Source organism: Janthinobacterium sp. PSPC3-1 (genome assembly GCF_049896105.1).
Classification (GTDB): domain Bacteria; phylum Pseudomonadota; class Gammaproteobacteria; order Burkholderiales; family Burkholderiaceae_D; genus Janthinobacterium.
On the sequence record NZ_JAFCTQ010000017.1, the window covers coordinates 1 to 22,315 of the forward strand.

Here is a 22,315-nt window from a genome sequence, read left to right on the forward strand (position 1 = left end):
CGACCTTGGACAGCAACGCGCTTCAATAGTGCCCGCGGGAGAGGTAAGCAGAATGTGCCGCCCTAGAAAAAAACCGCCAGCACGAATACTGGCGGTCTGTCCGATCAGGTGGCGCTCAGCGCGATGCTTACTCCCACGCTTCCTTGCCCGGACGCGGTTTGCCCACCAGCAGCAAGGCGCCCAGGGTCAGCAAGGCTGCCAGGGTCAGGTAATAACCCACATACTGCAGGCCGTAGTTGGTGCCCAGCCAGGTGGCGATATACGGCGCCAGCGAGGCGCCGAGGATGCCGGCCAGGTTGAAGGTCAGCGAGGCGCCCGTGTAGCGCACTTCCGGCGGGAACAGTTCCGACAGCATGGTGCCCAGCGGGCCGTAGGTCATGCCCATCAGGCCCAGGCCGACGGCCATGAACACGGTCACTTCCCAGGTCACGCCCGAACCGAACATGGGCGCCAGCACCAGGCCGAAGACGGCGATGGCGACCGAGACCCAGATCAGGGTCGTGCGGCGGCCGCGGCGGTCGGCCAGGATGGCGGAAAATGGTATCGTCAGCGCGAAGAACAACACGGCGAACAATTGCACGATCAGGAATTCCTTGCGCGTGAAGCCCAGCTTGGTGGTGCCCCAGCTCAATGCGAACACCGTCATCAGGTAGAACAGGACGAAGGTGGCCAGCGCCACGATGGTGCCCAGGAACAGCATGCGGCCGTGCTGGCGGAACACGGTGGCCACCGGCAGTTTGACGCGCTCGTTCTTGTCGAGCACTTTCTGGAAGTCCGGCGTTTCCGTGATCTTCAAGCGCACATACAGGCCGACGATCACCAGCAGCGCGCTGGCCAGGAAGGGAATGCGCCAGCCGTAGCTGAAGAACTGCTCTTCGGTCAGGGTTTCGCTGAGCAGCAGGAAGATGCCGCCCGACAGGAAGAAGCCGATCGGTGCGCCCAGCTGCGGGAACATGCCGTACCAGGCGCGCTTGCCCGGTGGCGCGTTTTCCGTGGCCAACAGTACCGCGCCGCCCCATTCACCACCGAGGCCCAGGCCCTGGCCGAAACGGCACAGCGCCAGCAGCAACGGCGCCATCGTGCCGATCGCGGCATAGGTCGGCAGCAAACCGATGATGACGGTGGAAATACCCATCGTCAGCAGGGCCGCCACCAGGGTCGCCTTGCGGCCGATGCGGTCACCGTAGTGGCCGAACACGGCCGAGCCGATCGGGCGCGCGAAAAAGGCGATGGCGAAGGTGGCCAGCGACTGCAGCACGGCGGCCGACGGGTCGCCGGCGGGGAAGAACAGTTTCGGGAACACCAGCACGGCGGCGGTGGCGTAGATATAGAAGTCGAAGAACTCGATGGTGGTGCCGATCAGGCTGGCGAACAGCACCGTGCGCGGTGAATTCTTCTTTGGTGCATTGCTCGTGGTATTACTCCGCGTATAACTCATGTACTGCGCTCCTTGGGGAGGGTGTCTAAAGGCCATTCTCTGGATGTTTGTTCAGGCAGCAGCACGGCGCGTTGTCTCGACGCGTCGCTGGCATATCATAGCCGCGCGCGCAGGCGTTTGCTGCGCATTTGCTAATAAATGTGCAAACAAAAAAACAACGGTTTTCATTGCCGTAGCGAACTGTCGGCAACGCGCGTCAACGCGCCGTGATAGTGACTGATCAGAGTAACAACGGTCGTGCGCCTTCCGGTTTTCCGGGGCACGGCAGGAAGGGCGTCAGGGGATGAGGACGTGTGTCAGCGCCCAGCTATTGCCAGGCATTTCCGTACCAGACCCGCGCGTGGCATCGCGGCATCGGTCATTTGTGGTGAATCCTTGCCTGCGGCCGCTCGCGGTGTAGCGGGCCGTGATGATCGCGCCAGCATCCGGTGAAGGATGCGGTTGATCTTGCTGTATGGTTTCATGATACGCGCAGTGGTGCACTGCGGCAAGAAAGTTGTGCCGTCTTACACATCAATCAACCCCATCGCCTGCCCGATCTCGCGGCTGTCGAGCGGGCGCACCAGGCGCGCCACTTCCTGGCCGTCCCTCAGGAAAACCAGGGTCGGCCACAGCTTGACCTTGAACGAGCGGCCCAGCGCGCGGCCGCTGCCGTCTTCCACACGCAGGTGTGGCAGGTCGGGGTGCTGTTCGAAGGCAGCCGCCAGCGGCGCATCGGTGGCGCGGCAGTGGCCGCACCAGCCGGTGCCAAATTCCAGCACGGTAGCGCCCGGCAAGGCGTCGATCTCGGCGCGCGTGGGCTGGGCCACGGCATAGGTGTTGCTCATCATCGCTGTCTCCTTGAAAAAAGCCCGCACGATGAGCATGCATCAGGCGGGCTGGCGGCGCTGTGCGGCAGGCCGCTTTTACACCACCTTGAGGCGCAGTTCGCCCAGGCCCGTGATGGTCCCTGCCAGTTCGTCGCCACGCCGCACCGCCGCCACGCCGGCCGGCGTGCCAGTGTAGATCAGGTCGCCCGGCTGCAAGGTAAAGTACTTCGACAGGTCGGCGATGGTTTCGGCCACGTTCCAGATCAGCATGTCGATGGTGCTGCTCTGGCGCACGGCGCCATTGACCTGCAAGGTGATGGCGGCGCTGCCGATATCGCCGGCCTGGGCGGCTGGCGTGATGGGGCCGATCGGCGCCGACTGTTCAAAGGCCTTGCCCGTATCCCAGGGACGGCCGAGTTTTTTGGCCGCGCCCTGCACGTCGCGGCGCGTCATGTCCAGGCCGATGGCGTAGCCCCACACGTGTTCGAGAGCGGCTTCCACGGCGATCTCGCTGCCGCCCTTGCCGATCGCCACCACCAGTTCCATCTCGTGCTGGAAATCGTCCGTTTGCGCAGGGTACGACAGCTGGCCGGTCGTGCCACTGGCCACCGGCAGCACCGCGTCGGCCGGCTTCATGAAGAAGAACGGCGCCTCGCGGCCCGTGTGGCCCATTTCCTTGGCGTGATCGACATAGTTGCGGCCCACGCAATAGATGCGGTGGACGGGAAACAGCGCGTCCTGCCCGCTAACGGGCACGGCGGCCTGCACGGGCGCGGCGAAAACATACGACATGGTCTCTCCTGGAAAAAATCGGTAAAAAAATGGCAGCCATTACGCTGCCATTTCCTGGATGCCTATTCTACGACGTTTGCCTTATTTCAGCAGGCCCGAACGGCTCGGGTCCGGCATGCGGATGGCGACGATGAACGAGATCAGGCACATGACGGTCACGTACCAGTAGAAATACTCTTCCACGTGCCAGGCCTTGAACTGCAGCGCCACGTATTCGGCCGAACCGCCGAACATGGCGTTGGCCACCGCATACGACAGGCCCACGCCCAGCGCACGCACTTCGACCGGGAACATCTCTGCCTTGATCAGGCCGCTGATCGAGGTATAGAAGCTGATGATGGCCAGCGCGATGATGATCAGGCCAAACGCCGCGTACGGGCTGCTGATGTCTTTCAGGGCATGCATGATCGGCAGCACGCACAGGGTGGCCAGGCCGCCGAAGAACAGCATCGAGGTGCGGCGGCCGATACGGTCCGACAGGGCGCCGAAGATGGGTTGCAGGATCATGTAGACCAGCAAGGCGCAAGTCATCACGGCGCTGGCCGTCTTGGTGTCCATGCCGGCCGTGTTGACCAGGTATTTCTGCATGTAGGTGGTAAAGGTGTAGAACACCAGCGAACCGCCGGCCGTAAAGCCCAGCACGGTGATAAACGCGCGCTTGTGCTTGAGCAAGCCGCGCAGGCTGCCCGCGTCCTTGTCCTTGCGCTCGCTGGCGGTGGTGGTTTCCGTCAGGGATTTACGCAGGTTCAGCGACACCAGTGCGGCCAGGGCGCCGAACACGAACGGGATGCGCCAGCCCCAGGCACGCAGTTCTTCCAGGGTCAGCAGTTGCTGCAGGATCACCAGTACCAGCAGGGCCAGCAATTGGCCGCCGATCAGGGTCACGTACTGGAACGAGGCAAAGAAGCCGCGCTTGCCCGATTCCGACACTTCGCTCATGTAGGTGGCGCTGGTGCCGTATTCGCCGCCGACCGACAAGCCCTGGAACAAACGCGCCACCAGCAGCAGGAAGGGCGCGAAGGCGCCGATGGTGTCGTAGGTGGGCATGACGGCGATCATCAGCGAGCCGCCGCACATCATCAGCACGGAAATCATCATCGACTGGCGGCGGCCGTATTTGTCGGCGATGCGGCCAAACAGCCAGCCGCCGACCGGACGCATCAGGAAACCGGCGGCAAAGATGCCGGCCGTTTGCAGCAGCTGCGTGGTCGGGTTACCGGAAGGGAAAAAGGCGTGCGAGAAATACAGGGCACAGAAGGAATAAATGTAGAAGTCGAACCATTCCACCAGGTTGCCGGAAGAGGCGCCGATAATGGCCTTGATGCGTTGTTGCGATGTCAGCTGCGAAACATCATGCGGTGTGTCTTGTGTCATATGAGTCTTCTTGTTCGTGTAAAAAAACCAACGCCAACCCGGGGTTGCGGGGCTGGCTTTACATCATACGCGCTGAAAACGCGCTGTGCGGCCGCCTGTCATACGCATAAATACGTATGGCAGGCAATACGCCGAAAGAACGATTACATCCGTTCCAATACCAGCGCGATGCCCTGGCCGACGCCGATGCACATGGTGCACAGCGCGTAGCGCCCGCCCGTGCGGTGCAGCTGGTTGACGGCCGTCATGGCCAGCCGTGCGCCCGAAGCGCCCAGCGGATGGCCGAGCGCAATCGCGCCGCCGTTCGGGTTGACGCGCGGATCGTCGTCGCGCACGCCCAGCTGGCGCAGCACGGCCAGGCCCTGTACGGCAAACGCTTCGTTCAGCTCGATCACGTCGAAATCCGCCATGGTGAGGCCCGTCATGGCCAGCACTTTCAGGGTGGCGGGCGCCGGGCCGATGCCCATGATGCGCGGCGCCACGCCGGCGGTCGCCATCGCCACCACGCGCGCGCGCGGCGTCAGGCCATGGCGGGCGGCGCTCGCTTCGTCGGCCAGCAGCATCGCCACCGCGCCGTCGTTGACGCCGGAAGCATTGCCGGCCGTCACGGTGCCGTCAGGACGCACCACGGGTTTGAGTTTCGCCAGCGTTTCCAGGGTGGTGGCGCGCGGGTGCTCGTCGCGATTGACGATGATCGGGTCGCCCTTCTTTTGTGCGATGGTGACCGGGCAGATTTCGCTGTCGAACACGCCGGCCTGCTGCGCCGCCAGCGCCTTGGTTTGACTGGCCAGCGCCATCAGGTCCTGGTCCGCGCGGCTGATGCCAAAGTCGGTCGCCACGTTTTCCGCCGTTTCCGGCATCGAGTCGACGCCGTACTGGGCTTTCATCAAGGGGTTGACGAAGCGCCAGCCGATGGTGGTGTCTTCCATTTTCATGCCGCGCGAAAAAGCGCTGTCGGCCTTGCCCATCACGAACGGCGCGCGGCTCATGCTTTCCACGCCGCCGGCGATCATCAGGCCCGCTTCGCCGCTCTTGATAAAGCGCGCGGCGCTGCCGACGGCATCCAGGCCCGAGCCGCACAGCCGGTTCAGGGTGGCGCCCGGCACCGAGATGGGCAGGCCGGCCAGCAAGGCCACCATGCGCGCCACGTTGCGGTTGTCTTCGCCGGCCTGGTTGGCGCTGCCGTACAGCACGTCGGTGACGGCATCCCAGTCGACGTTCGGATTGCGCGCCATCAGGGCGCGGATCGGCACGGCGCCCAGGTCATCGGCGCGCACGCCGGACAGGGCCCCGCCGTAGCGGCCGAAGGCGGTGCGCTGGGCGTCACAAATAAAAGCTGCGGTCATGTTACTTTCCTCCAAGAAAGGGTACTAAAAAATCAGCGGGCGTCGGCCAGGGCGACCGGTGTCAGGGCCTGCAATTGTTCAAAGCTCAGGCCGTCGACCAGTTCGATCACGCTGGCGCCCTGCGGCCCCAGGTCGATCACGGCCAAGTCGCTGTAGATGCGGCTGACGCAGCCAACGCCGGTCAGCGGATAGGTGCATGCCTGCACCAGTTTGCTGTCACCGGCCTTGGTCAGCAATTCCATCATGACCCAGGTCTTTTTCGCGCCGATGGCCAGGTCCATCGCGCCGCCGACGGCGGGAATCGCGTCCGGCGCGCCCGTGTGCCAGTTGGCCAGGTCGCCGGTGGCGGATACTTGAAAGGCGCCCAGCACGCAGATGTCGAGGTGGCCGCCGCGCATCATGGCAAAGCTGTCGGCATGGTGAAAGTAGCTGCCGCCCGGCAGCAAGGTGACGGGCTGCTTGCCCGCGTTGATCAGGTCGTAGTCTTCCTCGCCGGGCGCGGGCGCCGGGCCCATGCCGATCACGCCGTTTTCGCTGTGCAAAATGATTTCGGCGCCGGCCGGCAGGTGGTTGGCCACCAGGGTCGGCAAACCGATGCCGAGGTTGACGACTGAGCCTTCATGGATGTCGGCCGCCACGCGGGCCGCCATCTGGTCTCGATTCCATTTGTTCATGCTGGTTTCCTTCAGGAAGCTTTGAAGCCGGCCGGGCCGGTGGCGGTGCGCGGCACTTGCACGATGCGCTGCACGAACAGGCCGGGCGTGATCACGTGTTCGGGATCGATGGTGCCCAGTTCGGCCACCTCGTGCACGGAGGCGATGCTGACCTTGGCGGCCATGGCCATGATGGGACCGAAGTTGCGCGCCGTCTTGCGGTAGGTGAGATTGCCCCAGCGGTCGCCCTGTTCGGCCTTGATCAGCGCGAAGTCGGCGTGGATCGGCGACTCGAACACATACATGCGGCCGTCGATCTCGCGCGTCTCCTTGCCCTTGGCCAAGTCGGTGCCATAGCCGGTGGGCGTAAAGAAGCCGCCGATGCCGGCGCCGGCGGCGCGGATGCGCTCGGCCAGGTTCCCCTGCGGCACCAATTCGAGTTCCAGCTTGCCGGCGCGGTACAAAGCGTCGAACACGTGCGAATCGGCCTGGCGCGGAAACGAGCAGATGATCTTGCGCACTTGCCCGTTTTTCAGCAGCGCGGCCAGGCCGGTGTCGCCATTGCCCGCATTGTTGTTGACGATCACCAGGTCGCGCGCGCCATGGGCGATCAGGCCGTCGATCAGCTCGGCCGGCTGGCCGGCGCCGCCAAAGCCGCCAATCATGACGGTGGCGCCATCGTGGATATCGGCCAGCGCCTCAAGCACGCTGGTACGGAGTTTATCGATCATGCGCTGTCTCCTGGTTGGAATCCGTGAAATTTGTTCTTTAGACGAACAATTATTCGTATTTAGAACATATTCATGAGAATATGCCTGTTCGCCGTGCTTGTCAATTTGCCGTTCATGACTAAGGCATGGCTATAATTGCCACCTTGATCAACTGGAATGCCCATGACCCAGCCCAGCACGCCCCTCCTCGCCACCGAAGAAACCCCGCGTCCCGGCGACAGTTATGTGCAATCGTTCGCGCGCGGACTGGCCGTGCTGCGCAGCTTTGGCGCCGAGGCGCCGCAGCAAACCCTGAGCGAGGTGGCGGAACGGGCGCAGCTGACGCGGGCCGGCGCGCGGCGCATCCTGCTGACCCTGCTGCAACTCGGTTATGTGGAAGCGGACGGCCGGCTGTTCCGCCTGACGCCCAAGGTGCTCGACCTTGGCTACGCCTATCTGTCCTCCTTGCCCGTGTGGACCCAGGCCCAGCCGCTGCTGGAGGAATTGATGCAGGCGCTGCGCCAGTCGTGCTCGGCCACCGTGCTCGACGGCGACGATATCGTCTACGTGGTGCGGCTGTCGGCGCACCGCACCATGTCGATCAACCTGGGCATCGGCAGCCGCCTGCCCGCCTACTGCACCTCGATGGGCCGCGTGCTGCTCTCAGGCCTGGCGCCCGACGCATTGCGCGCGCGGCTGTCGAAAATGGCGTTATTGAAAATCACGCCGGCCACCAAAGTCGATATCGAAGCGCTGATGGAAGAGATCGCCCAGGTACGGCGCCAGGGCTGGTGCCTGGTGCAGGAAGAACTGGAACAGGGATTGATCGCACTGGCCGCGCCCGTGTTCGACCGCAGCGGCAAGGTCGTCGCGGCGATCAATGTCAGCGGCCAGACGGCCGGGCCGTCGGTGGCGCAGCTGATGGAACACAGCTTGCCGAAACTGCTGGAGACGGCAAGCCGGGTCAGTGCCTTGATACGCGTGCAGCAATAGTTATTTTTTAAACTTGGCGCACGGGTCGGGCCGCGGCTGCGCCGGCATGGTCTGCGTCAGGTCGAAGGCGCCCGGATAGTTGCTGCCTGGCTCCAGGTAGCCGATGGTGCGCACATTGAGCTCCGGGTCGGCCAGTTTCAGCCAGCGCGGCACGCCGATGTCCTTGCGCACATGGCCATTGCCGGCAAACAGCACCACGCCGCGCGGCGCCTGGTCGCGGATCACCTTGGCCATCCAGATATCGCGCGCCACCTGGGCGTCGACCATGCCACCGATCATCATGTCGGGCAGCATGCCGCAATGGCCGTCCTGGATTTCCTTCTTTTGCGCTGCGAGGATGTCGGCCGGCACGGGGGCGGCCAGGTAGGTGCCGACCATGGCCGGCGTCATCGACCACTTCACGCCGTCGCGCACGGTGCGCGAGGCATCAGAACGCGACAGGTTGGCGGCGATCAGCGGCAACTGGTAGCTGATGACGAGATCGAGCACCGGGCGGTACAAGCTCCAGTCCCAGCGCGGCTGTTCCATCACGCGGATGATGCACTCGGGATCGGCGCAATCGCGGGCCGCGCGCGTCAGCAGGGGCTGGGTTTCGCGGTCGAACTGCTCCATGGCAATCGCAGGGCGCCAGCCGGCGGCGACCCGGCGCTGCAATTCCTCGAAACGCAGGCGGTGGCCTTGCACATTGTCGTGCACTTCGCCCAGCAGCAGCACTTGCGGATTGGGCAGGCTGTCGGCCACCGGCGCGGGCGCGGGCGGCGGCGACTTTTTCAGCAAGCCGCCGCAGGAGGCCAGCGCCAGCACGCCGCACAACAGGGTGGCGCGCGTGGCGGTACGCGCGGTGGCACGGAACGTCATGGTCTTCATGGTCGGGGATTCCTGGAATGGCGATGCGCCAGATTGTACCGTCTCAGGCGGGGGTGCGAGCAGCTTTGCGGCGTTCCAGCGCTTCGAAGATCAGCATGCCCACCAGCATGGCGCAAGCAAAGATCCACGCCTGCGGCAACAAGGTCAGCAGCGATACCAGCGCCGGCCCCGGGCAAAAGCCGGCGATGCCCCAGCCGGCGCCAAACGCCAGGCTGCCCAGCAGCAAGCGGCGGTCGATGCCTTGCGCGGTGGGCAACTGCATGACATCGCCCAGCAAGGCCGTGCGGCGCCGCCGCGCCAGCCAGAAGGCGGGCATGGCCACCAGGATGGCGCCAAGCATGACCAGCGCCAGCGAGGGGTCCCAGCTGCCGGCCAGGTCCAGGAAAGCGAGCACCTTGGCCGGATCGCTCATGCCGGAAATCAACAGACCGGTGCCGAACACCAGGCCGCTGAACAGGGAAAACAGCAGTCTCATGTGTCAACCCAGCGCATGGCGCAACAGATACACGGTGACAAAGCCGGCCGCCATGAAGGCGATGGTGGCCGCCAGCGAACGGGCTGACCAGCGCGACAGGCCGCACACGCCGTGGCCACTGGTGCAGCCGGCGCCATAGCGCACGCCCAGCCCGACCAAGAGGCCCGCCACGATCAAGGCGGGCGTGCCGGCGCCAATGTGCACCGCCGGCAGCGCATGGAACAAGCGATACAGCAAGGGGCTGGCCAGCAAGCCGGCCAAGAAGATCAGGCGCCAGGCCACGTCACCGTGGCGCGGACGCAGCAGGCCACCGGCAATGCCGCTGATGCCGGCGATGCGGCCATTGAACAGGATCAAGATGGCGGCGGCCAGGCCGATCAGCATGCCGCCGGCCAGCGAGGCCCACGGCGTGAACTGCTGCCAGGCGATCTGCATTGCGTCAGTCCGCTTCGTCGTTGAACAGTGGCCGCGGCGTGCAAAATTGCGCGTACAGCACCTGCAGCACGGCCAGCACGGCGGCGCTGGCGACACGGTAATAGATTTGCTTGCCATCGCGGCGGGTGGCGACCAGCATGTCTTCGCGCAGCACGCCCAGCTGCTGCGACAGGCTCGGCTGGCCGATGCCGGTCTTCTGTTCCAGGTCGCTGACGCAATGCTCGCCGTGCGACAACTGGCACAGCAGCATCAGGCGGTCGGCATTGCCCATCGCCTTCAATAAGGAACTGGCCTTGTAGGCGGACGCGCGCATGGCGTCGAGATTCAATTGCACGGATATATCAGGTGCTTGCAGCGTTTCCATCATGCCCTCCCACAGGCGCGGTCGTCATCGGCGAGCCGCCAATCGGGGCGACCCTGAAACAATATGCTAATCGATATAGTGTTTTCCTGCTGCCACGCGCGCCAAAAAAACAACAGCGTTTTTTCCGGCCATAGCGCTGGCATCCGGTTTGACATCTGGCGATAGTGAAACAGCTATCAAAATACTAAATATTCGTAACCAGAAGCAAATATAAATATAAAAATCATCACGATTTGTGGTCTAATATTGATATGCCATAACAGCGGATGGTTCGCGATGCCGCAGGCAGCCAGGGGAACAAGATGAAAATGCATCACATCGCAGGAACGGCCGCACTGGCCATGCTGGGCATGCTGCCGGTCCAGGCTGGAGTGGCGGCGCAGGACAGCGTGATGCGCGATGACACCGTGCGCATCACCGACACGCCGCCGTGGCGCGAAGCGGCCTTGCCGCCTGCGCGCCCGCTGGCTGGTCCGCAGGCGCCAATGTCAACGCCGCACTGGAGCTTGGCCGGCAACGCGCGCCACGGCGCCAATCCGGCCGCGCCAGCGCAGCAGGCCCGCACCATCACGCCCGTGCCGGAGACCAGCATGTACTCGATGCTGCTGGTGGGCCTGGGTTTGCTGGCGCTATGCGTACCGCGCGACAAGCAGGAAAAGTTCGACCAGGGCCGATAAGCGCACGTTATGGCGCCGGCGCAAAGTCGTACGTGAAATCATAGTAATGCTTGCCATTTTCGATGCGGATCGCCAGCTGGCCCTGCAAGCCCTGCAAGGCATCGGTGCCCGTGTCCGGCACCACCGTCACCGACAAGGTGGGCGCGCCACGCGTCATGGTGCCGCTGTGCTGCAAATAAAACGATCCCTGGCGCCCGTCCAGGCTGCCCTGCACCCGTTCCAGCGCCACATAACCGGCCGAGCCCGGCTCGCTGGCGCACGCTGAGCATTTCGCCGTGGCCGCTGGCATCCAGCGGCCCGTGATAGCGCTTGTCGAGCGACATGCGCCCCAGTCCCGATTGCGCGGCCGTGGCCGACAGCGCTTCGGGGGCCATCGTGACGTCAAATAGTCCGCTGATCTGTGGCATGCCGTCTCCTGTACTGAAATAAGTGGAAAGTAGATCACGCTGCCGTTGCCGGTCCGTTCAGCAAGGCAGCGAGTTTATGCATGGTGGCCCAGTTGCGCGAAGTCACGCCGTCGCCCAGCAGTATGCCGAGCGCGGCCACCACCTTGCTGGCCAGCACGCCATCGGGACACCATGCATACGCGGCCCAGCTGCCGACGGCCAGCGCTTCCGGTTGCCAGGGCTGGCCCAGCAGCGGCGCCAGGCGCGCGGTGTCGGCCGGCTTGTTCAGCACCAGCGCCAGCAGACGGGACGCATCACTGATTGGCGCCAGGGTGTTTTGCGCCATCAGCTCGCCAAACTGGCCGGCCGACAATACCGTCACCCGCGCGGCCACGCCCAGTTTCAGCACCAGCGCTTCCTCGATGCGCGTGGCCGAGGTGGCCGGCGGCACGCCGTCAGCCTCGAACACGGCATTGCCGCTGTTGAGGACGGTGCGCACCTCGCCGTAGCCCAGGTCGGCCAGCAGCTTGCGCAGGTCGGCCATCGCCACGCGCTTGGCGCGGCCGACATTGATGCCACGCAGCAATGCCACCTGCCGCTCATTGTGTTCGATCGCCATGCCCTTCTCCTTTGCTGTGCGCCAATGGCGTCACGCGCGGCAGGCGCAACAGAAAGGTGGCGCCCTGGCCCAGCGTGCTGCTGACCGTGATGGTGCCGCCAAATTGCTTGGCAATCAAGTTGAACACGATATTCAAACCGAGACCGGTGCCGCCCTGGCCGCGCCGCGTGGTGACAAACGGGTCGAACACGCGTTCCAGCAGGTCGGGCGCAATGCCGCGGCCATTGTCGCGCACCTGCATGATGATCCACTCCGCCCTGGCGTCCGGTTCCCCCTCCGCGTTTCCGTCCGCCTCGCAGCGCACGCCGATATGGATGGTGCCGGCCGTGTCGGGGTCGAACGCGTGCTCGACGCAATTGAGGACCAGGTTGGTCAGCACCTGCGCCAGCGCGCCGGGGTAGCTGTCGAACTCGATGCCGGACGGGCAGTCGATGATGACTTCGCTGCGGGTCTTTTTCAAGGTCGGCTGCAGGCTGTCCATCACTTCGACGATATACGCGCGCAACTCGAACGCGCGGCGCGCCTCGCTGACCTGATCGACGGCGATCTGCTTGAAGCTGTGGATCAGATGCGCGGCGCGGTAGGCATTGTTCATGATCAGGCGCGAACTTTCGCTGGCCGTTTCCAGGTAGCGCACGATATCGGTCTTTTTGATATTGCCGGTGGCCACCGCCGCGCCGATATGATCGGTCGCCTCCTTCAGCACCGAGGCGCTGGTCAGCGCGATGCCGACCGGCGTATTGATTTCATGCGCCACGCCGGCCACCAGGCTGCCCAGCGAGGCCAGCCGTTCGGACTGCAGCAGGGATTCCTGGGTGCGGCGCAAATCCATCATGGCCTGCGCCGTTTCCTGCTGCGAGCGCCGCGCCGCGTCTTCCGCATGGCGCGTGCGCTCGATAATCGATTTCAGCTTGCGCTGCACCGCATTGAAGCCGCGGATCACGTCGCCCAGTTCATCGCGCCGGCTTTCCGGCAATTCCTCGACCTCGTCGCTGCCGCGCGTGGCCAGGTCGAACAGGCCGTCGCGCAACTGGCGCAGCGGTCCGAAGACGATGCGCAGGCTCAGGCCCAGCGCCACCACCAGGATCACGTCGAGCAGCAGCACTTCGATCACCTTGCGCCGCACTTCGCCGTGCAGCGCCGCATCGATCTGCTCGCGGCTGAAATTGACCACCACCTTGCCCACGATTACCGGCGTGCCGCCGCTGGCGGCGGCCACCGCGTCGCGAAACACCAGCGGCGCCTCGATCGCCGTGCCGCCCATCGCCCCATCGCGCACCAGGGGCGCCAGCGCGCCGCTGGTGTCGCGCATTTCGCCGGCGAACAGCCCCACCGACGCGTCGTACACGCGGATGCCGACCAGTTCCGGCGGCAGCATTTCGGCCGCGACGATGCTGTCGACCTTGGTTTTGTCGAGGTCCCACAGGGCCGAGGGCAAGCTGGTCTGCAAGCGCGTCAGCACGCCGCTGCGCAAGCGTGTGCTGCCCGCTTCGAGTTCCTTGCTGAGAGTATATTGGGTATAACTGCCGGAAATGCCGAGCACCAGGGTAACGATGACGATGAAAAGCAAGGTCAGCCGGACTTGGATACGTACCATCAAACAACACTCCCAGGGCCTGGTCTGGCGGCCCGCGGCGCGGGCATGGAGACGTCAGACACCGTGAAATGTACGGTATGGCCTGCAGATTGGCAAGAATAAGCGGGATTTACAGCAAACGCGCCCCAGGCGTAGCATGGCTGCGGAATCACCCGGGGCCACAAAGGGTTAATTGCGCCACGGCAATGGTAATATCGTGCATCACAGGAGGAGTCGTCATGGCGGTCACGCATCAACATTTACCCTTGGACCAGGTCCGTCCGGGCATGATCTTGTCCGATGTGCTGCTCGATGCACACGGGCAAGTCCTGCTGCCGCAAGGCGCGGTCCTGACGGAAAACATGCTGTCGCTGATGCCGCGCCACGGCATCGACATGCTGCCCATCGCCGCGCCCGGCATGTCGCCGGAAGAGCAAGCAAAGCAGCAGGAAGCGCACCGCGCGCGGCTGGACTATCTGTTCCGCAAGTATGACCCCGACCATCCCGCCGACGCGGCCACCAGCATGCTGCACAGCTATGTCAGCAGCTACCGACTGGGAGCACAGGCATGAACCCCGGCCAGGCCCAGCTGACGGCCGACGATATCGTGGCCCATCTCGACGACCTGCCGTCGCTGCCGGTGGTGGTGATGGAATTGCTCAACAGCATAGACCAGGAAGACGTCGATATTTCCGTGCTGGCGAAAAAAGTATCGTATGACCAGGCGCTGACGGCCAAGACCCTGCGCCTGGCGAACTCGTCGCAATACGGCCTGCAGGTCAAGGCGACCACCATCCAGCAGGCGATCACCTACCTGGGCTTCCAGACCACGCGCAGCCTGATCATGTCGGCGGCGATTACCGGCTGCTTTCCGGAAGGGCGCTGCGCGGGGTTTGACGACAAGGAATTCTGGCGCCACTCGGTGGCCACCGCCGCCTGCGCCAAGGTGCTGGCGCGGCAGATCCGCTTCAACCAGGATTACGCGTTTACGGCCGGGCTGTTGCACAATATCGGCCGCCTGGTGCTGGTATCGAGCTTTCCGGAACAGTATGCGCAAGTGATCGCGTACCGCACCGAACACGATTGCACCGTGCTCGAAGCCGAGCGCACGGTGCTGGGCGTGGACCATGTACAGGCCGGCGTGGCGCTGGCCGAGCGCTGGAATTTTTCCGACACCATGCGCCTGGCGATCGGCAACTATCCGACGCCGGAAGCGCCGGGCGCCGGTTTCCTGGCCGCCCTAATCCATGTGGCCAACGCCATCGTCTGCGCGCTGGATCTGGCGCAGGCCGGCGACGACATGGTGCCGCAGGTGTCGCTGGTGGCGTGGAATGCGCTGGGGCTGTCGGAAGAAACGTATTTGCAGCTGTTCCGCGAAACCGAGCTGCGCTATGACGAAATCACGGCCGCCCTGCTGAATCAGGCAGGCTGAATAAGGCAGGCTGATCAATAGCGGGCACGCAAACGCAAACGGCTCGCGCCGCAAGGCGAAAGCCGTTATCCGTACTGCAGGGTCCCATGCCGCCCGCTTGCCGCTGGAGCGTGGCCGCCTGCAGCGCTGCAAGCGTCACGCTCAGCGCCCAGGCGCCACATCAGTGATGCGCGTAATTCGATTCTTTTGCATCACCGCGCTCTTCCGCTTTTGGACGGCCCTGGGCGTCCGACAGGCGGTACTTGGTGCGGCGGTCGCCCATCAGGTCGCGCAGGTCACGGATGCTCATGCCCGTCACTTCGTGCATGCGGATCAGCAGCGAGGCGCCGACCGGCAAGCGGTGGTGGCGGATCTTGCTGATGACCGGTGGCGCCACTTCCAGCAGACGCGACAAGGCTGCATCGTTTTTCAGCTGCATCTTACTCAGCAAAATGTCGAGCAGGTGGTTGGGGTTGTAGCTTTCTTGAGATGCCAGTGCATGATGTGCCATGATTTTTCCTCGTCTGGTGAATGTTGAAAATAATGCCGATCTGAACTTAAGGCTGGCTTAGAGTGTTTCAAAAGAACGCGGTCCCAGCCTTTCCCTCCCCTCAATCCCCTACACTCGATAATCCGAATGAATTGCATATAAGGCAATATACTAGTTCAAACCGCCAGCACTCGCGCGCAACGCAACCCTCACGATTGTTAAATATCAATCAAGCTGCTGGTTGCCTTTGCAACGATGCCATTTCAACACATTAGGATGCGAACCGGCCGCACACTAGGCTTTGCAGCAACTTGTTACAAATCAATGGTGACACACGGCAATGGTTGCCTTTGCACCCAACTGGCTCGCCCCTGCCCGGGGGCAAGCGCGCCATGGCCCGGCGCGGCAATTTACGTTAAACTATCGCCTGACCGCAGCTTGCCTGCCGCCGCACGACCCGGCCCGAGACGTACCAGCACCTGTACCGCGCCCGCGCCCGCTCTGCGCAGCATCCACCCCCGCACCCATTACCGCTAAAGCGCCTGACTCCATGCAGAAAAAAGTATTCATTAAAACCTTCGGCTGCCAGATGAACGAGTACGACTCGGACAAGATGGCCGACGTGCTGGGCGCCTCCGATGGCCTGGTGCGTACCGACACGCCGGAAGACGCCGACGTGATCCTGCTCAATACCTGCTCGGTGCGTGAAAAGGCGCAGGAAAAAGTGTTTTCGGACCTGGGCCGGCTGCGTGAACTGAAGCTGGCCAACCCCAACCTGCTGATCGGCGTGGGCGGCTGCGTGGCCTCGCAGGAAGGCGACGCCATCGTCAAGCGCGCGCCGTATGTCGACATGGTGTTCGGCCCGCAGACCCTGCACCGCCTGCCGCAGATGATGGAACTGCGCCGCTCGAGCGGCGCCGCGCAGGTCGACATCAGCTTTCCGGAAATCGAAAAATTCGACCATATGCCGCCGGCCAAGGTCGACGGCGCCTCGGCCTTCGTCTCGATCATGGAAGGCTGCAGCAAATACTGCAGCTACTGCGTGGTGCCGTACACGCGCGGCGAGGAAGTGTCGCGCCGCTTCGAAGACGTGCTGACGGAAGTGGCGGGCCTGGCCGCCCAGGGCGTCAAGGAAATCACCCTGCTGGGCCAGAACGTGAACGCCTACCGCGGCGTGATGGAAGGCGGCGAGATCGCCGACTTCGCACTGCTGCTCGAATACGTGGCCGATATTCCCGGCATTGCGCGCATGCGCTTCGTCACCAGCCACCCGAAGGAGTTTACCCAGCGCCTGATCGAAGCCTATGCCAAGATCCCGCAATTGGTCGACCACCTGTACCTGCCGGCCCAGCACGGCTCCGACAAGATCCTCGGCGCCATGAAGCGCGGCTACACGGGGCTGGAATACAAGTCCATCATCCGCCGCATCCGCGCCGTGCGCCCGAACATGGCGATCTCGTCGGACTTCATCGTGGGGTTCCCGGGCGAGACGCAAGCCGACTTCGACGCCATGATGAAACTGATTCTTGATGTCGGTTTCGACAACAGCTACAGCTTCATCTTCAGCAAGCGCCCCGGCACGCCGGCCGCCAACCTGGAAGACGACACGCCGCATGAAGTCAAGCTGGCCAGATTGCAGCAGCTGCAGGCGGCCATCGACGCCAATACGCGCAAGTACAGCCTGGCGATGGTCGGCACGGTGCAGACCATCCTGGTCGAAGGCCGCTCGAAGAAGGACACGATTGATCGCGAACTGCAAGGCCGCACCGAGAACAACCGCGTGGTCAATTTCGACGCCGGCCCCGATGGGCTGCACCTGATCGGCCAGCTGGTCGAGGTGCGCATCACCGAGAGCCATTCCTACACCCTGCGCGGCGAACTCGTCGCCGGCGCCACCGCATTGAAAAGAGCCAGTTGAAAACCAAAGCCCCGATCCAGCCGCACTACTTCATTCCCGAGCCGCTCGACAACACGCGCCTGGCGCATTTGTGCGGGCCGCTCGATGAAAACCTGCGCCAGATTTCCGCCGCCCTCGACGTGACGATCTTCCGCCGCGGCGAAAAATTCATCGTCGGCGGCAGCAACGCCGGGCGCGCCGTGGAAATCCTGGAGCAGTTCTACGCCATCGCCAACAAGGTCGTGCCGCTGGAAGAAGTGCAGCTGGCCCTGGTGGAACAGCGCGCCGGCCTGTCGGCCGCGTCGGAACACCATGCGCACCAGGCCGATGCACCCGCGTCCACCTTTGTCGAACCCGATATCGCCAGCCCGGTGCTGAAAACGCGCCGCAGCGACCTGCGCGGGCGCACGCCGCACCAGATCGCCTACCTGCGCAGCATCCTCGAACACGACATCAGCTTCGGCGTGGGACCGGCCGGCACCGGCAAGACCTATCTGGCCGTCGCCTGCGCAGTGGACGCGCTCGAACGCGACGCCGTCAAGCGCATCATCTTGACGCGCCCGGCCGTCGAAGCGGGCGAGCGCCTGGGCTTTTTGCCGGGCGACCTGGCGCAAAAGGTCGACCCTTACCTGCGCCCGCTGTACGACGCCCTGTACGATTTGCTGGGCTTTGACCGCACGCAAAAGCTGTTCGAGAAACAGGTGATCGAGATCGCGCCGCTGGCCTACATGCGCGGGCGCACCCTGAACCACGCCTTCGTGATTCTCGACGAGGCGCAGAACACCACCGTCGAACAGATGAAAATGTTTTTGACCCGCATCGGCTTTGGCAGCAAGGCCGTGGTGACGGGCGACGTGACCCAGGTCGACCTGCAGAAAAGCCAGAAGAGCGGCCTGATCGACGCCGTGCAGGTATTGAAGGACGTGCGCGGCATCGGCTTCACGCAATTTAACAGTACCGACGTGGTGCGCCATCCGCTCGTGGCCCGCATCGTCGACGCCTATGAAACGGCGCAGGCGGCCGATACCAATGCCACCATCGTCCCCCTATTGAAACCAGCTGCCGCCAAAAATGTCCGAAAAAAATAAACTGTCCCTGTCCGTGCAATACCCGGACACCCGCCTGGCCACCGTGATCACGCGCCCGAAGATCCGGCGCTGGGTCCAGGCGGCCCTGCTGGCGCCGGCCGAACTGACGATCCGCTTTGTCGACGCGGAGGAAGGCCGTACGCTCAATCGCGACTACCGCGAAAAAGACTACGCCACCAATGTGCTGACGTTTGCCTACAACGAAGGCGAAGAGCTGAGCGACGACGAGCCGACCCGCGCCGACATCATCCTGTGCACCGACGTGCTGGAAAAGGAAGCGGCGGAGCAACAGAAAAGCGTGGAAGAGCACACCGCCCACCTGATCGTGCACGGCGTGCTGCATGCCCAGGGCTACGACCACATGGATGACGAGGAGGCGGCCGAGATGGAAGGGCTGGAAACGGAGATCCTGGCGACGCTGGGCATCGGCGACCCGTACGCGGACCAGAAGTAATCGCAAAGCCGGCACATGCCGGCTTTTTTTACGGCATCACCACGCGCTGTAATTGGCCGGCAGCCAGCGGTAGCCGTTACCCTCTTTGGCGATATGGCCGATGCCGGGAAAGCTCAGGTGCGCCGCGCCGACCCAGTAACCGTTTTTCGCCGCATCGGCCAGCTCGCCGGCGCGCTGCGCTTTCGCCGCGGCCGCATCGACATCGAAACGGATGGTGGTGCCGGGATGCGGGAATTGCACCGCGCCCGCATGCAGCATGTCGCCCAGCAGCAGCAATTTCTGCCCGCCGCTTTCCACCGCATAGTAGCTGTGGCCCGGCGTATGGCCAGGGGCCGCCACCGCGCGGATGCCGGGCACGATCTCGGCGCCGCCCTGGAACGGTGTCAGCTTGCCCGCCGCCACATACGGCGCCAGCATCGCCTGCGCTTCGTCAAAACCATGGCGCTGGCCTTCGGCGGCACCGGCCTGGTTGGCGCGGTTCAGCCAGAAGTCGCTGTCGTGCCGGTCCACATACACTTGCGCGTTCGGAAACAGCCGCTGGCCGTCATGCGACAGGCCGCCCGAATGGTCGGCGTGAATATGCGTGAGCAGCACCGCATCGATCTGTTCGGGCGCGTAGCCGGCATTGCGCAGGCTGCGCTGCAAGCGGCCCGCCTGGGCGCCCCTGGGCAGGCCAAACAGGTCGCCCGCGCCCGTATCGACCAGCACCAGCTGCTTGCCGGTATTGATCAAAAAGGCATTGATCGAGGTTTCCGTCATCGGTTGCAAGTGTGCCTCGCGCAGGCTGGCGGCCAGGGTGGCCGGCTTGATCTCGGTCAGCAGCTTGTCGAGCGGGATGGTGACGGTGCCGTCGGACAGGGCCGTGACCTGGAACTGGCCCAGCATCATGCGATAGATGCCCGGCGCCGGCGTCTGGTCGAACGGCGCGGCGGCCAGCGCCGCGTGGGACAGCGTCAGGCCGGCGACAACGGCGGCCAGGGTTTTGCGAGCAAACATGGAAGACCTTTCAAAAGAAGCGATACCGCAGTAGACTCCTTTCCCATATATAAATGAAATTGATTATTTGAATGAAAGGCATCCAAATGCTGGATATCCGTGGCGTCGACCTGCCCCTGCTGGTGTCGCTCGACGTGCTGCTGGACGAAAAACACGTGACGCGCGCGGCCGTCCGCTTGCACCTGAGCCAGCCCGCCATGTCGGCCCAGCTGGCCCGGCTGCGCGCGCTGTTCGACGACGCCCTGCTGGTGCCGGCCGACTCCGGGCGCGGCATGCTGGCCACGCCGCGCGCGCTTCAATTGCAGGCGCCGCTACGTGCGGCGCTGGCGATGCTGGGGCAAGCCGTGCGCCGCGATGCGCCACCATTCGATCCGCGCACGGCCGAACGCACCTTTCATATCGCCGGCAACGACAACGCCGTGCTGATGCTGATGCTGCCGGTGGTGCAACAGGTGGCGGCAATCGGCGGGCCAGGGCTGAAACTGGCGTTTCGCACGCCCGAACCGGCACAGCTGGCCGGGCAGATGGAACGCGGCGAGATCGACCTGCTGGTCGGCGGCAGCCGCTTCGTCCCCGCCACCTTGCACAAGAGTCCGGTGCTGCTGGTCGAGCACCGCATGGCGCAGCGCAAGGGCCATCCGCGCGGCGTGGCGCCGCTGGACCTGGACAGCTATTGCGCGCTGCGCCATATCGTCGTCTCGACCAACGGCAGCTTTCACGCCTTTATGGACGAGATGCTGGCGCGGGAAGGCCGCGCGCGCAGCGTGGCGATCGCCGTGGCCCAGTACAACCTGGTGCCGCCAATGCTGGCGGCCACGGATCTGGTCTGCACGCTGCCGTCGCGCTTCCTGGAGCGCTTTGAAGGCCAGCTCGACACGTTTGACTTGCCCTTGCGCGTGCCGGCGCTGGACCTGTCGCTGGCCTGGCATCCGCGCAGCGAGCACGATGCGGGTTTGCGCTGGCTGCGCGAGCAAGTGGTGGCAAGCAGCCCGGGCATGCCACAATAGCGGCATCAAACAACCACGCAAGGACACACTATGGGCACCTGGGCACTGGACGCCTTCGGCAACGACTACGCCATGGACTGGGCGCAGGATCTGCAGGAATACAGGACGCTGGAACTGGTCGAGACCACGCTCGACAACGTGATCGACAGCACCGAAGAAGAACTGGAAGCGCCATTCGCCGCCGAAGCGCTGGCCGCGCTGGACGTGATCGCGCGCCTGGCGGGAAAGCCCGGCGCACCGGATCCCGCCATGCAAGAAGTGGACGAATGGGTGGCCGCCTGCAAGAAGAAGATCACGCCGCCACTGCTGGACAAGGCGCGCCTGGCTTTCGAGCGCATCGTCTCGGAGTCGTCGGAGCTGCGCCAGTTGTGGCAGGAAAGCGAACATTTCGCGGAATGGCAGGCCGAGGTGGCCGCCTTGCGGCTGCGCGTGCTCGGTGTATCCGCCGCGCCAGCTGCCTGAAACGTCGGCAATAAACGTAGTAAATTCACACCAAAAGCGCGGAATATCGGCATCCGGCCGCTTTTGGTGTATCCTGTATCCCTTCGCAACAACGGCTCACGCCTCCTATGCCCGAGCATCCTAGTGGCGTCAGAACTGACGTCAAGCCCCACCGGTCACTGTTTGAACGCCTGACCGCACTCATTTCCCCCGAGCCAGAGAACCGTGCAGAATTGCTCGAGGTTCTACACGATGCGCACGAACGCAAGCTGATCGACGCCGACGCCCTGTCGATGATCGAAGGCGTGTTCCAGGTGTCGGATCTCTGCGCGCGCGACATCATGATTCCCCGTTCGCAAATGGATGTCATCGACATCAGCAAGCCGATCGAGGAATGGATGCCGGAAGTCCTGTCGACCGCCCACTCGCGTTTTCCCGCGATCGAGGGCGAACGCGACAAGGTCATCGGCATCCTGCTGGCGAAAGACCTGCTGCGCTACTACGCGGAAGAGTCCTTCGACGTGCGCGAGATGCTGCGCCCCGCCATTTTCATCCCCGAATCGAAACGCCTGAATGTGCTGCTGCGCGACTTCCGCGCCAACCACAATCACATGGCCATCGTGGTCGATGAATACAGCGGCGTTGCCGGCCTGATCACCATCGAAGACGTGCTGGAACAGATCGTCGGCGATATCGAGGACGAATACGACTTCGACGAAGCCGAGGACAATATCCTGTCGCTCAGGGAAGGCCAGTTCGGCCCGCGCTGGCGCGTCAAGGCCTTGACCGAGATCGAGCAGTTCAACCAGGAACTCGGTTGCCGCCTGTCGGACGATGATGTCGACACCATCGGCGGCCTGGTCTCCAAGCATCTGGGCCGCATGGCGCACAAGGGCGATATCTTCGACCTGGGCGACTTGCGCTTCGAGGTGCTGCGCGCAGACGCGCGCCAGGTGCACGTGCTGCTGGTCGAGCGCCTGCCCGACGTGCCGGAACTGGAACTCTGACATGCGCGTG

General features: G+C 64.0%; 26 protein-coding genes and 1 pseudogene. 10 read left to right on the plus strand and 17 right to left on the minus strand.

Annotated features, from left to right (window positions below; all coding sequences use genetic code 11):
- Nucleotides 1–127: 127 nt before the first annotated feature.
- The 7 genes from ACP7B7_RS17855 to ACP7B7_RS17885 form a co-directional block, all read right to left on the minus strand.
- On the minus strand, nt 128–1,438 hold the full coding sequence (locus tag ACP7B7_RS17855) for an MFS transporter (protein ID WP_426077528.1): 1,311 nt from the start codon (nt 1,436–1,438) through the stop codon (nt 128–130).
- Between the two features lie 506 nt (nt 1,439–1,944).
- Nucleotides 1,945–2,265: a thioredoxin family protein gene (locus tag ACP7B7_RS17860; protein ID WP_426077607.1), complete on the minus strand. Its 321-nt coding sequence runs from the start codon at nt 2,263–2,265 to the stop codon at nt 1,945–1,947.
- Nucleotides 2,266–2,343: 78 nt separating this feature from the next.
- Nucleotides 2,344–3,039 (minus strand): fumarylacetoacetate hydrolase family protein, encoded by a 696-nt coding sequence (locus ACP7B7_RS17865; RefSeq protein ID WP_426077529.1) that lies wholly within the window; start codon nt 3,037–3,039, stop codon nt 2,344–2,346.
- Nucleotides 3,040–3,120: 81 nt separating this feature from the next.
- Nucleotides 3,121–4,413, minus strand: coding sequence for an MFS family transporter (locus ACP7B7_RS17870; protein ID WP_308924538.1), 1,293 nt, complete (start codon nt 4,411–4,413; stop codon nt 3,121–3,123).
- A 143-nt stretch (nt 4,414–4,556) separates the two neighbouring features.
- Complete coding sequence (pcaF, locus tag ACP7B7_RS17875; protein ID WP_426077530.1) at nt 4,557–5,759, minus strand: 3-oxoadipyl-CoA thiolase; 1,203 nt, start codon at nt 5,757–5,759, stop codon at nt 4,557–4,559.
- 32 nt (nt 5,760–5,791) lie between these two features.
- Nucleotides 5,792–6,433, minus strand: a complete 642-nt coding sequence (locus ACP7B7_RS17880; protein WP_426077531.1) for a 3-oxoacid CoA-transferase subunit B — start codon at nt 6,431–6,433, stop codon at nt 5,792–5,794.
- A gap of 11 nt (nt 6,434–6,444) precedes the next feature.
- Complete coding sequence (locus ACP7B7_RS17885) at nt 6,445–7,143, minus strand: 3-oxoacid CoA-transferase subunit A (protein ID WP_426077532.1); 699 nt, start codon at nt 7,141–7,143, stop codon at nt 6,445–6,447.
- Nucleotides 7,144–7,305: 162 nt separating this feature from the next.
- Between ACP7B7_RS17885 and ACP7B7_RS17890 the strand changes: the two genes are divergently transcribed.
- The gene (locus ACP7B7_RS17890) at nt 7,306–8,115 is read left to right on the plus strand and encodes an IclR family transcriptional regulator domain-containing protein (protein WP_426077533.1); all 810 of its coding nucleotides are present in this window, start codon (nt 7,306–7,308) and stop codon (nt 8,113–8,115) included.
- Here the strand turns inward: ACP7B7_RS17890 and ACP7B7_RS17895 are convergent, their stop codons facing one another.
- The 4 genes from ACP7B7_RS17895 to ACP7B7_RS17910 are packed head-to-tail and all read right to left on the minus strand — an operon-like array spanning nt 8,116 to nt 10,205.
- Nucleotides 8,116–8,982 carry a ChaN family lipoprotein gene (locus ACP7B7_RS17895; RefSeq protein WP_426077534.1) on the minus strand — a complete coding sequence of 289 codons (867 nt, stop codon included), beginning with the start codon at nt 8,980–8,982 and terminating at the stop codon, nt 8,116–8,118.
- Nucleotides 8,983–9,025: 43 nt separating this feature from the next.
- Complete coding sequence (locus ACP7B7_RS17900) at nt 9,026–9,457, minus strand: DUF6691 family protein (RefSeq protein WP_426077535.1); 432 nt, start codon at nt 9,455–9,457, stop codon at nt 9,026–9,028.
- Between the two features lie 3 nt (nt 9,458–9,460).
- On the minus strand, nt 9,461–9,892 hold the full coding sequence (locus ACP7B7_RS17905; RefSeq protein WP_426077536.1) for a YeeE/YedE family protein: 432 nt from the start codon (nt 9,890–9,892) through the stop codon (nt 9,461–9,463).
- Between the two features lie 4 nt (nt 9,893–9,896).
- Complete coding sequence (locus ACP7B7_RS17910; protein WP_426077608.1) at nt 9,897–10,205, minus strand: ArsR/SmtB family transcription factor; 309 nt, start codon at nt 10,203–10,205, stop codon at nt 9,897–9,899.
- A 353-nt stretch (nt 10,206–10,558) separates the two neighbouring features.
- Here ACP7B7_RS17910 and ACP7B7_RS17915 point away from each other — a divergent pair, with 353 nt between their 5' ends.
- The gene (locus ACP7B7_RS17915) at nt 10,559–10,933 is read left to right on the plus strand and encodes a hypothetical protein (protein WP_426077537.1); all 375 of its coding nucleotides are present in this window, start codon (nt 10,559–10,561) and stop codon (nt 10,931–10,933) included.
- Nucleotides 10,934–10,940: 7 nt separating this feature from the next.
- On the opposite strand, the gene ACP7B7_RS17920 is transcribed toward ACP7B7_RS17915, so the two are convergent.
- From ACP7B7_RS17920 to ACP7B7_RS17935, 4 genes and pseudogenes are all read right to left on the minus strand, one after another.
- Entirely contained in the window at nt 10,941–11,222 is a 282-nt protein-coding gene (locus ACP7B7_RS17920; protein WP_426077538.1) for a DUF3224 domain-containing protein, read from the minus strand.
- Nucleotides 11,170–11,340 (minus strand): annotated as a pseudogene (locus ACP7B7_RS17925) (DUF3224 domain-containing protein); the annotation flags it as partial. The gene ACP7B7_RS17920 and the pseudogene ACP7B7_RS17925, both read right to left, overlap by 53 nt.
- A gap of 34 nt (nt 11,341–11,374) precedes the next feature.
- Nucleotides 11,375–11,938 carry a DUF1697 domain-containing protein gene (locus ACP7B7_RS17930; protein WP_426077539.1) on the minus strand — a complete coding sequence of 188 codons (564 nt, stop codon included), beginning with the start codon at nt 11,936–11,938 and terminating at the stop codon, nt 11,375–11,377.
- Complete coding sequence (locus ACP7B7_RS17935) at nt 11,919–13,535, minus strand: sensor histidine kinase (protein WP_426077609.1); 1,617 nt, start codon at nt 13,533–13,535, stop codon at nt 11,919–11,921. The genes ACP7B7_RS17930 and ACP7B7_RS17935 overlap by 20 nt, the downstream gene beginning before the upstream one ends.
- A 218-nt stretch (nt 13,536–13,753) precedes the next feature.
- Between ACP7B7_RS17935 and ACP7B7_RS17940 the strand changes: the two genes are divergently transcribed.
- The gene (locus ACP7B7_RS17940) at nt 13,754–14,086 is read left to right on the plus strand and encodes a hypothetical protein (protein ID WP_308924525.1); all 333 of its coding nucleotides are present in this window, start codon (nt 13,754–13,756) and stop codon (nt 14,084–14,086) included.
- Complete coding sequence (locus ACP7B7_RS17945; RefSeq protein ID WP_308924524.1) at nt 14,083–14,946, plus strand: HDOD domain-containing protein; 864 nt, start codon at nt 14,083–14,085, stop codon at nt 14,944–14,946. The genes ACP7B7_RS17940 and ACP7B7_RS17945 overlap by 4 nt, the downstream gene beginning before the upstream one ends.
- A gap of 160 nt (nt 14,947–15,106) precedes the next feature.
- Here ACP7B7_RS17945 and ACP7B7_RS17950 read toward each other — a convergent pair whose 3' ends face one another.
- Nucleotides 15,107–15,436 carry a hypothetical protein gene (locus ACP7B7_RS17950; protein ID WP_308924523.1) on the minus strand — a complete coding sequence of 110 codons (330 nt, stop codon included), beginning with the start codon at nt 15,434–15,436 and terminating at the stop codon, nt 15,107–15,109.
- A 529-nt stretch (nt 15,437–15,965) separates the two neighbouring features.
- Here ACP7B7_RS17950 and miaB point away from each other — a divergent pair.
- Genes miaB through ybeY form a run of 3 tightly spaced genes read left to right on the plus strand, consistent with a single transcriptional unit; the run spans nt 15,966 to nt 18,854 of the window.
- Entirely contained in the window at nt 15,966–17,333 is a 1,368-nt protein-coding gene (miaB, locus tag ACP7B7_RS17955) for a tRNA (N6-isopentenyl adenosine(37)-C2)-methylthiotransferase MiaB (RefSeq protein WP_426077540.1), read from the plus strand.
- Nucleotides 17,330–18,400, plus strand: coding sequence for a PhoH family protein (locus tag ACP7B7_RS17960; RefSeq protein ID WP_426077541.1), 1,071 nt, complete (start codon nt 17,330–17,332; stop codon nt 18,398–18,400). Before miaB ends, ACP7B7_RS17960 begins: the two co-directional genes overlap by 4 nt.
- Nucleotides 18,384–18,854 (plus strand): rRNA maturation RNase YbeY, encoded by a 471-nt coding sequence (gene ybeY / locus ACP7B7_RS17965; RefSeq protein WP_426077542.1) that lies wholly within the window; start codon nt 18,384–18,386, stop codon nt 18,852–18,854. The genes ACP7B7_RS17960 and ybeY overlap by 17 nt, the downstream gene beginning before the upstream one ends.
- Nucleotides 18,855–18,890: 36 nt before the next feature.
- Here the strand turns inward: ybeY and ACP7B7_RS17970 are convergent, their stop codons facing one another.
- The gene (locus ACP7B7_RS17970; RefSeq protein ID WP_426077543.1) at nt 18,891–19,850 is read right to left on the minus strand and encodes an MBL fold metallo-hydrolase; all 960 of its coding nucleotides are present in this window, start codon (nt 19,848–19,850) and stop codon (nt 18,891–18,893) included.
- A 71-nt stretch (nt 19,851–19,921) separates the two neighbouring features.
- Between ACP7B7_RS17970 and ACP7B7_RS17975 the strand changes: the two genes are divergently transcribed.
- The 3 genes from ACP7B7_RS17975 to ACP7B7_RS17985 all read left to right on the plus strand — a co-directional run bounded on the left by ACP7B7_RS17975 (nt 19,922) and on the right by ACP7B7_RS17985 (nt 22,305).
- Entirely contained in the window at nt 19,922–20,857 is a 936-nt protein-coding gene (locus ACP7B7_RS17975; RefSeq protein ID WP_426077544.1) for a LysR family transcriptional regulator, read from the plus strand.
- Between the two features lie 30 nt (nt 20,858–20,887).
- On the plus strand, nt 20,888–21,319 hold the full coding sequence (locus tag ACP7B7_RS17980; RefSeq protein WP_426077545.1) for a DUF4259 domain-containing protein: 432 nt from the start codon (nt 20,888–20,890) through the stop codon (nt 21,317–21,319).
- A gap of 107 nt (nt 21,320–21,426) precedes the next feature.
- Nucleotides 21,427–22,305 carry an HlyC/CorC family transporter gene (locus ACP7B7_RS17985; RefSeq protein WP_308924516.1) on the plus strand — a complete coding sequence of 293 codons (879 nt, stop codon included), beginning with the start codon at nt 21,427–21,429 and terminating at the stop codon, nt 22,303–22,305.
- Nucleotides 22,306–22,315 lie beyond the last annotated feature (10 nt).

What these genes read in the sequence shown, in the direction of transcription:
- ACP7B7_RS17855 (WP_426077528.1), bottom strand. Translation starts at nt 1,438, where the DNA reads ATGAGTTATACGCGGAGTAATACCACGAGCAATGCACCAAAGAAGAAT.
- ACP7B7_RS17860 (WP_426077607.1), bottom strand. Translation starts at nt 2,265, where the DNA reads ATGAGCAACACCTATGCCGTGGCCCAGCCCACGCGCGCCGAGATCGAC.
- ACP7B7_RS17865 (WP_426077529.1), bottom strand. Translation starts at nt 3,039, where the DNA reads ATGTCGTATGTTTTCGCCGCGCCCGTGCAGGCCGCCGTGCCCGTTAGC.
- ACP7B7_RS17870 (WP_308924538.1), bottom strand. Translation starts at nt 4,413, where the DNA reads ATGACACAAGACACACCGCATGATGTTTCGCAGCTGACATCGCAACAA.
- pcaF (WP_426077530.1), bottom strand. Translation starts at nt 5,759, where the DNA reads ATGACCGCAGCTTTTATTTGTGACGCCCAGCGCACCGCCTTCGGCCGC.
- ACP7B7_RS17880 (WP_426077531.1), bottom strand. Translation starts at nt 6,433, where the DNA reads ATGAACAAATGGAATCGAGACCAGATGGCGGCCCGCGTGGCGGCCGAC.
- ACP7B7_RS17885 (WP_426077532.1), bottom strand. Translation starts at nt 7,143, where the DNA reads ATGATCGATAAACTCCGTACCAGCGTGCTTGAGGCGCTGGCCGATATC.
- ACP7B7_RS17890 (WP_426077533.1), top strand. Translation starts at nt 7,306, where the DNA reads ATGACCCAGCCCAGCACGCCCCTCCTCGCCACCGAAGAAACCCCGCGT.
- ACP7B7_RS17895 (WP_426077534.1), bottom strand. Translation starts at nt 8,982, where the DNA reads ATGAAGACCATGACGTTCCGTGCCACCGCGCGTACCGCCACGCGCGCC.
- ACP7B7_RS17900 (WP_426077535.1), bottom strand. Translation starts at nt 9,457, where the DNA reads ATGAGACTGCTGTTTTCCCTGTTCAGCGGCCTGGTGTTCGGCACCGGT.
- ACP7B7_RS17905 (WP_426077536.1), bottom strand. Translation starts at nt 9,892, where the DNA reads ATGCAGATCGCCTGGCAGCAGTTCACGCCGTGGGCCTCGCTGGCCGGC.
- ACP7B7_RS17910 (WP_426077608.1), bottom strand. Translation starts at nt 10,205, where the DNA reads ATGCGCGCGTCCGCCTACAAGGCCAGTTCCTTATTGAAGGCGATGGGC.
- ACP7B7_RS17915 (WP_426077537.1), top strand. Translation starts at nt 10,559, where the DNA reads ATGAAAATGCATCACATCGCAGGAACGGCCGCACTGGCCATGCTGGGC.
- ACP7B7_RS17920 (WP_426077538.1), bottom strand. Translation starts at nt 11,222, where the DNA reads ATGCCAGCGGCCACGGCGAAATGCTCAGCGTGCGCCAGCGAGCCGGGC.
- ACP7B7_RS17930 (WP_426077539.1), bottom strand. Translation starts at nt 11,938, where the DNA reads ATGGCGATCGAACACAATGAGCGGCAGGTGGCATTGCTGCGTGGCATC.
- ACP7B7_RS17935 (WP_426077609.1), bottom strand. Translation starts at nt 13,535, where the DNA reads ATGGTACGTATCCAAGTCCGGCTGACCTTGCTTTTCATCGTCATCGTT.
- ACP7B7_RS17940 (WP_308924525.1), top strand. Translation starts at nt 13,754, where the DNA reads ATGGCGGTCACGCATCAACATTTACCCTTGGACCAGGTCCGTCCGGGC.
- ACP7B7_RS17945 (WP_308924524.1), top strand. Translation starts at nt 14,083, where the DNA reads ATGAACCCCGGCCAGGCCCAGCTGACGGCCGACGATATCGTGGCCCAT.
- ACP7B7_RS17950 (WP_308924523.1), bottom strand. Translation starts at nt 15,436, where the DNA reads ATGGCACATCATGCACTGGCATCTCAAGAAAGCTACAACCCCAACCAC.
- miaB (WP_426077540.1), top strand. Translation starts at nt 15,966, where the DNA reads ATGCAGAAAAAAGTATTCATTAAAACCTTCGGCTGCCAGATGAACGAG.
- ybeY (WP_426077542.1), top strand. Translation starts at nt 18,384, where the DNA reads ATGTCCGAAAAAAATAAACTGTCCCTGTCCGTGCAATACCCGGACACC.
- ACP7B7_RS17970 (WP_426077543.1), bottom strand. Translation starts at nt 19,850, where the DNA reads ATGTTTGCTCGCAAAACCCTGGCCGCCGTTGTCGCCGGCCTGACGCTG.
- ACP7B7_RS17975 (WP_426077544.1), top strand. Translation starts at nt 19,922, where the DNA reads ATGAAAGGCATCCAAATGCTGGATATCCGTGGCGTCGACCTGCCCCTG.
- ACP7B7_RS17980 (WP_426077545.1), top strand. Translation starts at nt 20,888, where the DNA reads ATGGGCACCTGGGCACTGGACGCCTTCGGCAACGACTACGCCATGGAC.
- ACP7B7_RS17985 (WP_308924516.1), top strand. Translation starts at nt 21,427, where the DNA reads ATGCCCGAGCATCCTAGTGGCGTCAGAACTGACGTCAAGCCCCACCGG.